The sequence below is a fragment of the Streptomyces lonarensis genome (assembly GCF_012033735.1).
Lineage (GTDB): Bacteria > Actinomycetota > Actinomycetes > Streptomycetales > Streptomycetaceae > Streptomyces > Streptomyces lonarensis.
Map to the genome: position 1 here is coordinate 1 of NZ_JAAVJD010000247.1, position 7,409 is coordinate 7,409.

The following is a 7,409-nucleotide window of genomic DNA, read 5'->3' on the forward strand; positions in this document are numbered from 1 at the left end:
GTGGAAGGCACCGCGGGCCTCACCGCCGGCGGAGCGCCGCCGGGCGGGTCGACGCCCCCACGGGCGACTCGGCTCGGCGCCCGCCGGGGCGGGTACCACGGTGGCGCCGGTCAGCCGGTGGCGCGGCCGGCGAGGGCCTCCACCGCGGACCGCAGCCCGGTGAGGCGGGTCGCGCCGGGAATGCCGACCCCGGCCCACCCCGGGCCGGCGAGGTGCACCGCGGGCCGGATGCGTGCGCCGCGCTGCCCCCACCCCACGCCGAGCAGGTGGGTCACGAGCGCCCGGTCCGCGGTCTCGCGGGCCTGTGCCCAGAGCACGACGCCGGCCGGTCCGAGTCGCCGGACCGCCCCGACGAGCGCCTCCGCCGGCATGGCCGCGCCGAACACCCTGGTCGGGACGCCACGTTGACCAAGGGCGGCGGCGAGCGCCTCGATCGGCAGGGTGTGGTGCTCGTCCGCGACGCAGGTGAGCAGGGTCGGCGGCGCACCGGCTCGCGGCGGAACGGTGGGAAGCCGCCGGAACGCGGACGAGACGTGCCACGACAGCAGGTGCTCCACGCCCACGTACGGCTCGCCCTCCATCGCCCACTTCCGGCCGACCGTGTGCAACGCCGGGGCGATGACCTCCTCCCAGGCCGTGATGAGCCCGTGGTGTGCGAGGGCCAGGTCGAGGAGGTGCTCCAGCGCCGGCCCGTCCAGCCGCGTCGCTGCGCGCGACAGCCCTCGCCACTCGGGGCCGGGGCGGCGGGGGACCGCGTCTCCTTCCGGCCCGGTCTCGTGCTGGGGGTCGGGTGCGGGGAGGGGCGCGCCCGCGCTGCGAATCCGGCGGCTGCCCGGCGCGGGGCCGGGCAGGGGGGCCGTGCCGCTGCGCGGCGGCGGCAGGCGGAGGGCGCCGCCGGAGCTTCGGGTGGCGTTCGGCAGCCGCGTCGGTGCGGGGGAACGGAGGGAGTGGTCGACGGTCCGCGCCGCGAGGGCGTACTGCGGTGCCGGTGCCGGTGCCGGTGCCGGTGCCGGTGCTGGTGCCGGGCGGTCGCTGCGGTCTGCGCGGGCGCCGGTGCGCGGTGACGGGGAGCCGCCTCGGCAGGGTGGGTCGGCCGCCCGGTCGTGGCGTCGGTCCGTGAGGCCGGCGTCCGGTGCGACCGGTGCTGCTTGCTCGTCGCCGGCCGGCCGCCCGCGCGCCGCGTCGGCCGGCCCGGGAACCGGGCCGCCGGGGGCGGCCTCTCCGCCGGGCGGCGGCTCGCGTAACGCCGGGGAGGGGGGCAGCGGCGGACCGGCTGCCTGACCCGCCGGTCCCGGTCGGCCGGCGGGTGCGGGCTCTCTCCCGGGCGGGGGAGGCCGGTCGGCTCCGTGGGGGGCGGGGAACCAGCAGTCCGCGAGGGCCGGCGGCTCGGCCGTGGGTGGGGCGGGCCGGGCGACCGCGTGGCCGTGAGGCCCGGGCCGGCTGTGTCCGGCCGAGGCTGCCGCCTCCTGGTGGTCCGTGCCGTCAACGCCACCCATCGGCGCGGGCTCTGCGGCGATGGGGAGCACCTTCGCGTCGGGCAGCTCCGCCGCCAGCGCGGCGCGCGCCGCCTCGCGCGGCGGGACACCCAGCCCGGTGAGGCGGCACATCTCCTCCAGTCGCGCCACGTCCGACGGGGTCCACCGGCGGTGCCTGCCGCTCTCGTGGCGTGCGGGCCCGATGGCGTAGCGGCGTTCCCAGCTGCGCAGTGTGGTCGGGGCGACGCCGAGGCGGCGTGCCACGGCGCCGGTGCTGAGGGCGGGCACGCCCTCGGACGGTCGGGGGTCGCTCCGGTCGGCACTCACCCGAACCATGCTAGGCAGCGGGGCACGCCTCCGGGGGCCCGTTGATCATGTCGGGCGCCGGACGGTGCCCGGACGCCCCCGCCTGCCCGGCCGACCGGCCGCGCATCGGACGTGCGACCGACCGAGGAAGGCTGACGTCGGCTCGGGCACATCGGCCGAACGGACTCCTCGTCACCGCCCCGGTCACCACATGAACGGAGCACCCCGATCCCGCACTCCCGATCCGACCGGCGCGCGGAGTGCCATCCGACCGCTGTTCAGGGTGCTTCCCCACCACCCGTTCACAGGTCAGGGCGCGACGCGCGAGGAGCCGGCGACGGAGCGAGCAGGGGGTGAGGGCTCGGAGCGGGACAGGCCGGCCGAGTTGACGCAGGGAAAGGACACGCCTGGTCGGGTGAGGGCGACGGGGCGGTGCCGCCGGGCCCGGGGCGGCCGGGAGCCCACGGGGCGCCCCGGCAGGCAGCTCCCGGCGGGCAGCGCGCCGCGCCACGTACGACGGCTGCCGGTGGTGCCGGGCGGGGAGAGGCGCGGAGCAGTATCGAAACGGTCCGTTCGGACAGCTGACGGGCTGGTCTGCGGGCCCGCGGACCAGCCCGAGGACCGGGGCCGGGGGGGGGGGGGGGGGGGGGCACATCGGCCGAACGGACTCCTCGTCACCGCCCCGGGGCCGGCCCGGCGTGCGGTGCGGCACCACCGCCGCGCCGGGCGGAGCGGGAAGGCCGAGGCGGGAGCACCGCCCGGCACCTCGGCCTCCCACGTGGCGGAGTCAGCGGATGCGGGCGCGGATCACCTCGCGTGCCGCGCGGGCGCCGGACGCCAGAGCGCCCTGCACCGACCCGGTCCCCCGGTAGTCGCCGCAGACGTAACGGCCCTCGGCGAGTCGGGTCGGACGGCTCAGCGGCCAGGGCGGTGTCATCGCCGGAAGTGCGGCGGGGACGGTGCGCGCGTCGATCAGTTCCCAGCCGCCGGTGTCGGCGCCGTAGACCTCGGCGAGTGCCGCGCGCACCGCCGCCTCCCGGCCGGGTACGTCGTCGCCCAGGGCCGAGGTGGCGACGAGGGAGTGGCCCGGCGGGGCGTAGTCGGGCGCCACCTGGCTCAGCACCGCGGTGTTGAGGAACCTCCGGGCGGTGTCCAGCAGCAGCGTCGGTTCCGTCAGGGGCGGTCGCGGCGCGGCGTGGTAGTAGGTGGTGACGGTGCGGAACGCCGGGACGGCCAGGTCGGGCAGGAGTCGGGCGGCGGTCCCGGCGTCGGTGGCGACGACGACGGTGGAGGCGTCGAGCCTGCCGCCGGAGGCGAGTTCCACGCCCTCCTCGGTGATCCCCGCCACGGGCGTCTCCAGCCGGAGCGACCCGGTGGGGAGGCCGTCGGCGAGCTGCCGGGGGACGGCTCCAATGCCGCGGGCCGGCAGGGTCAGGTGGCCGCGCAGGAAGCTCCGCCACACCATGTGGAACATCCGGCTGGTGGTCGTCAGGTCGTCGTCGAGGAACACCCCGGCGAGAAAGGGGCGGAGCAGTTCGGAGACCATCCGGTCGGAGACACCGGACCGCTCCAGTTCCTCCCGGGTGGTGCGCTCCGGGGACCGGTGCAGGGAGCGGCGCAGCGCGGGGCCGCTGAGCAGCATGTCGCGCGCGCTGATCCGGCCGAGGGCGAGCAGGTCGCGGGTGTCGGCCGTGGCGGAGGTGAGAACGCCGGCGGCGCGGCGGGGATGCCGGGTGGGGTTGTCCCACCGGACGCGGCCCCGGGGGGTGTGGACCAGTACCCCGGAGGTGAACGGGTGCAGGCGCAGCCCGTACAGGTCGAGGCGGCGGGCGACCTGCGGGTAGGAGGTGTTGAACACCTGGAAGCCGCGGTCGAGGAGGAAGCCGTCGCGGCGGTCGGTGCGCATCCGCCCGCCCACGTCGTCGGACGCCTCCAGCAGCGCGACCTCCAGGCCGGCGTCGGTGAGGTCGCGGGCGCAGGCGAGCCCGGCGAGTCCCGCGCCGACGACGATGACGTCGGGGTGGTCGGGGTGGTAGCGGCTGTGGGCCGTCACGTGGTTCACCTTCCTCGGCGGCGGGCCGGTCGGGGGTGCCGGGTGTGGTCCGGCGGGTGGCTCCGGCCGGTCGGATGTGCCGGGCCGGGGCGGGGCGGTTCGGTGGCGGCTGGCCCGGGGGCGGCATCGGCGGGTGCGCGGCGCGGGCGGTGGCACCGCCCGGACCGCTCGTGCCCCGCCTCCTCGTCGAGCCGTCCGTCGGACCGTCCGGTGGTCACGTCAGTCGACTCCCCGGGCCTGCTTGAAGCGGTCGAGGCCCTCGCTGAGGGAGACGATCGGGTCCGGGTAGTCGTACCGGGCGCGCTCCAGCCCGGTGAGCTTCCACGGCTCGTGGACGGCGGCGCCCTCCAACTCCGCGAGTTGCGGGACCCAGCGGCGGACGTACTCGCCGTCGGGGTCGTACCGCAGCGCCTGGCGGATCGGGTTGAGGACCCGGTTGGGGCGGGTGTCGGTCCCGGTGCCGGCCATCCACTGCCAGTTCATCTGGTTGTTGGCGACGTCGCCGTCGACCAGCATGCGGAGGAAGTGCCGAGCCCCCCAACGCCAGTCCAGATAGAGGGTTTTGGTGAGGAAGCTGCCGGCGAGCAGCCGGCCGCGGTTGTGCATCCATCCCTCGTGGGAGAGCTGGCGCATCGCGGCGTCGACGATCGGGTAGCCGGTGAGGCCGTCCCGCCAGGCGGCGAAGTCGTCCTCGGCGTCGCGGCCGGTGCGCCAGCGGTCGTGCTTGGCGCGGTAGTCGTCGTGCGCGGCGGCCGGCCGGGCGGCCAGGACCTGGTGGTGGAACTCCCGCCAGCACACCTGTCGCACGAACGCCTCGGCGCCGCTGCCGGAGACGGCGCGCGCCCGGTGGACGACCTCCGTCGGGGAGAGGGTGCCGAAGTGGAGGTGGGGGGAGAGCCGGGAGGTGCCGTCGCCGGGGAGGTCGTCGTGGCGCTCGTCGTAGTGGTGGATGCCGCTGCGCAGCCAGTTGGCCAGGCTGTGGCGGGCCGCCTGCTCCCCGCCCGGGGCGAGTCCTTCGGAGACATCGGGGATCTTCGCCCGGTCCGGGAGGTCGTCGGAGCGGACGCTGTCGGGGACGCGCACCGTGCGGGGGGCGGGCAGCGGGTCGCGCAGCCGCTCCTGGTCCCAGCGGCGGTGGTACGGGGTGAAGACCGCGAAGTGGTCGGAGCCGGCGGGGGTGACCGCGCCGGGCGGCAGCGCGGTCACGACCGCGTCGTGGACCCGCAGCCGGCGGCCGTCCTCACGGAGTGCCTCGCGCAGCCGGTCCTCGCGCCGGTGGGCGTAGCGGCTGACGTCCGCGGCCATGTGGACCTCGTCGGCGTCGGCCTCGCGCGCCACCTCGCGGACGCGGTCGACGACGTCGCCGCTGCGCAGCACGAGGCGGCCGCCGCGCTCGCGCAGGCCGCTGTCGAGGTCGGCGAGGCAGTCGACGAGGAAGGCCAGCCGGTTGGGGGCGGCGAAGCCGGCGGCGTCGATGTGCTCGTCGCGCACGAAGAGCGGCACCACCGCGTCGTGGTTGTCCAGCGCGGACCGTAGCGGCGGGTGGTCGTGCAGGCGCAGGTCCGAGGTGAAGAGGACGACTGCGACGGTCATGGGCGGGCTCCTGGACGGTGCGGGGTGCGGGCTTGCGGGGTGCCGGCTCGCTGGACGGTGGCGGTGGGGCGCGGGTGCCGCGGTGCTGCGGGCCCTGCCGGCGGCGGTTGCCGTCGGCCCGGCCGGTCAGCCCCCGCCGGCGCCGACAGCGGTCGGCCGCGACGCGCGGGACCGGTCGGTCGCCTCCTCGTTGCGGGCGCGGTGCTCGGCGGCGCGGGCGATGTTGCGGGCCATGCCGCCGAAGACCACGGCGTGGAACGGGGAGATGCTCCACCAGTAGAGATGGCCGAGCAGCCCGTGCGGATGGAACAACGCGCGCTGCGAGTACTCGGTTGCGCCTTCTCCGGGCGGCGCGCCCTCCTCGGGGGGCGCCGTGTCGGCGCGCAGCTCCAGCCAGGCGAGTCCGGGCAGCCGCATCTCGGCGCGCAGCCGCAGCAGTCGGCCGTGCTCGATCTCCTCGACCCGCCAGAAGTCGAGGGTGTCGCCGACGCGGAGCCGCTGTGCGTCCCGTCGGCCGCGCCGCAGGCCGACGCCGCCCATGAGCCGGTCCAGGCCGCCGCGCACCGCCCAGGCGAGGGGGAAGGAGTACCAGCCGTTGTCGCCGCCGATGCTCTCGATGACGCGCCAGAGCGCCTCGGGCGGGGCGTCGACCTGGCGGCTGCGGCGGTCGGTGTAGAGGCTGCCGCCGGACCAGTCGGGGTCGGTCGGCAGCGGGTCGCTGGGCGCGCCGGGCACCGAGGCGGAGGACCAGCGGGTCGCGACGTCGGCGTCCCGGACGCGGCGCAGCGCCAGGGTCAGCGCCCGGTCGATGCCGATCGGGGCGTCGGGCGGGTCGGGGACGTGGTCGGTGATGTCGTGCTCGCGGCAGACGACCTCGTGGCGCAGCGATTCGGTGAGGGGGCGGGCGATGGTCGGCGGCACCGGGGTGACGACGCCGATCCAGTGGCTCGACAGCCGGGGGGTGAGGACGGGGACGGGCAGGATGACCCGGCGGGGCAGGCGGGCGACGGCCGCGTACCGCTGCATCATCTCGGCGTAGGTCACGACGTCGGGGCCGCCGATGTCGAAGCCGCGGTCGACCTCGGCCGGCATGTCGGCGCTGCCGACGAGGTAGCGCAGCACGTCCCGCACGGCGACGGGCTGGGTCCGGGTGCTGACCCAGCTGGGCGTGACCATGACGGGGAGGCGTTCGGTCAGGTACCGCAGCATCTCGAACGAGGCGGAGCCGGAGCCGATGATGACGGCGGCGCGGAGCACGGTCGCCGGTACGGGGCTCTCCAGGAAGATCCGGCCGACCTCGGCGCGGGAGCGCAGGTGGGGGGAGAGCTCGCTCTCGGGGACGCCTTCGGGGGTGAGACCGCCGAGGTACACGATGCGCCGGACCCCCGCGGCGTGGGCGCGGTCGGCGAAGTTCTGCGCGGCGCGGCGGTCGGTCTCCTCGAAGCTGTCGCCGCTGCCGAGGGCGTGCACCAGGTAGTAGGCGACGTCGATGTCCCGCATGGCGGCGCCGGTCGAGTCGGGGTCGGTGACGTCGCCGCGGACGATGTCGGCGCTGTCGGCCCAGTCCTGGTCGCGGAGCCGCTCGGGGGAGCGCGCGAGGCAGCGGACCTGGTGTCCGGCCCGGAGGAGCTCGGGGACGAGCCGCCCGCCGATGTAGCCGCTGGCGCCGGTCACCAGGCACCGCAGGGGGTGGTCGGTGGGGGGCGTCGCCGCGGCGGCGGGCTGTTCGTCGGGGGCGGCCGGCTCGTCCGGGCCACCTACCGGGGCGCCGCCGTCGGCGGTCCGCGCCGGCCCGGCGGCGGTACGGGTGGCGCCCGGGGCGAGTCCTTCGGAGACATCGGGGATCTTCGCCCGGTCCGGGAGGGCGTCGGAGCGGACGCTGTCGGGGACGCGCACCGTGCGGGGGGCGGGCAGCGGGTCGCGCAGCCGCTCCTGGTCCCAGCGGCGGTGGTACGGGGTGAAGACCGCGAAGTGGTCGGAGC

At 77.1% G+C, this 7,409-nt stretch carries 4 protein-coding genes and 1 pseudogene; all 5 read right to left on the bottom strand.

The window, feature by feature from the left end; translation table 11 throughout:
- Positions 1-110: 110 nt before the first annotated feature.
- Positions 111-1,496 (bottom strand): B12-binding domain-containing protein, encoded by a 1,386-nt coding sequence (locus HCN56_RS25915; RefSeq protein WP_209313031.1) that lies wholly within the window; start codon positions 1,494-1,496, stop codon positions 111-113.
- Between the two features lie 6 nt (positions 1,497-1,502).
- A pseudogene (locus tag HCN56_RS21705) lies at positions 1,503-1,811 on the bottom strand (MerR family transcriptional regulator); the annotation flags it as partial.
- A 757-nt stretch (positions 1,812-2,568) separates the two neighbouring features.
- A complete protein-coding gene (locus tag HCN56_RS21710; RefSeq protein ID WP_167973700.1) occupies positions 2,569-3,834 on the bottom strand; it encodes an NAD(P)/FAD-dependent oxidoreductase in 1,266 nt (421 codons plus the stop codon).
- A 219-nt stretch (positions 3,835-4,053) separates the two neighbouring features.
- Entirely contained in the window at positions 4,054-5,427 is a 1,374-nt protein-coding gene (locus tag HCN56_RS21715; protein WP_167973702.1) for a cryptochrome/photolyase family protein, read from the bottom strand.
- Between the two features lie 126 nt (positions 5,428-5,553).
- Positions 5,554-7,272: an SDR family oxidoreductase gene (locus HCN56_RS21720; protein WP_376770909.1), complete on the bottom strand. Its 1,719-nt coding sequence runs from the start codon at positions 7,270-7,272 to the stop codon at positions 5,554-5,556.
- Between the last annotated feature and the right edge of the window lie 137 nt (positions 7,273-7,409).

What these genes read in the sequence shown, in the direction of transcription:
- HCN56_RS25915 (WP_209313031.1), bottom strand. Translation starts at nt 1,496, where the DNA reads ATGGGTGGCGTTGACGGCACGGACCACCAGGAGGCGGCAGCCTCGGCC.
- HCN56_RS21715 (WP_167973702.1), bottom strand. Translation starts at nt 5,427, where the DNA reads ATGACCGTCGCAGTCGTCCTCTTCACCTCGGACCTGCGCCTGCACGAC.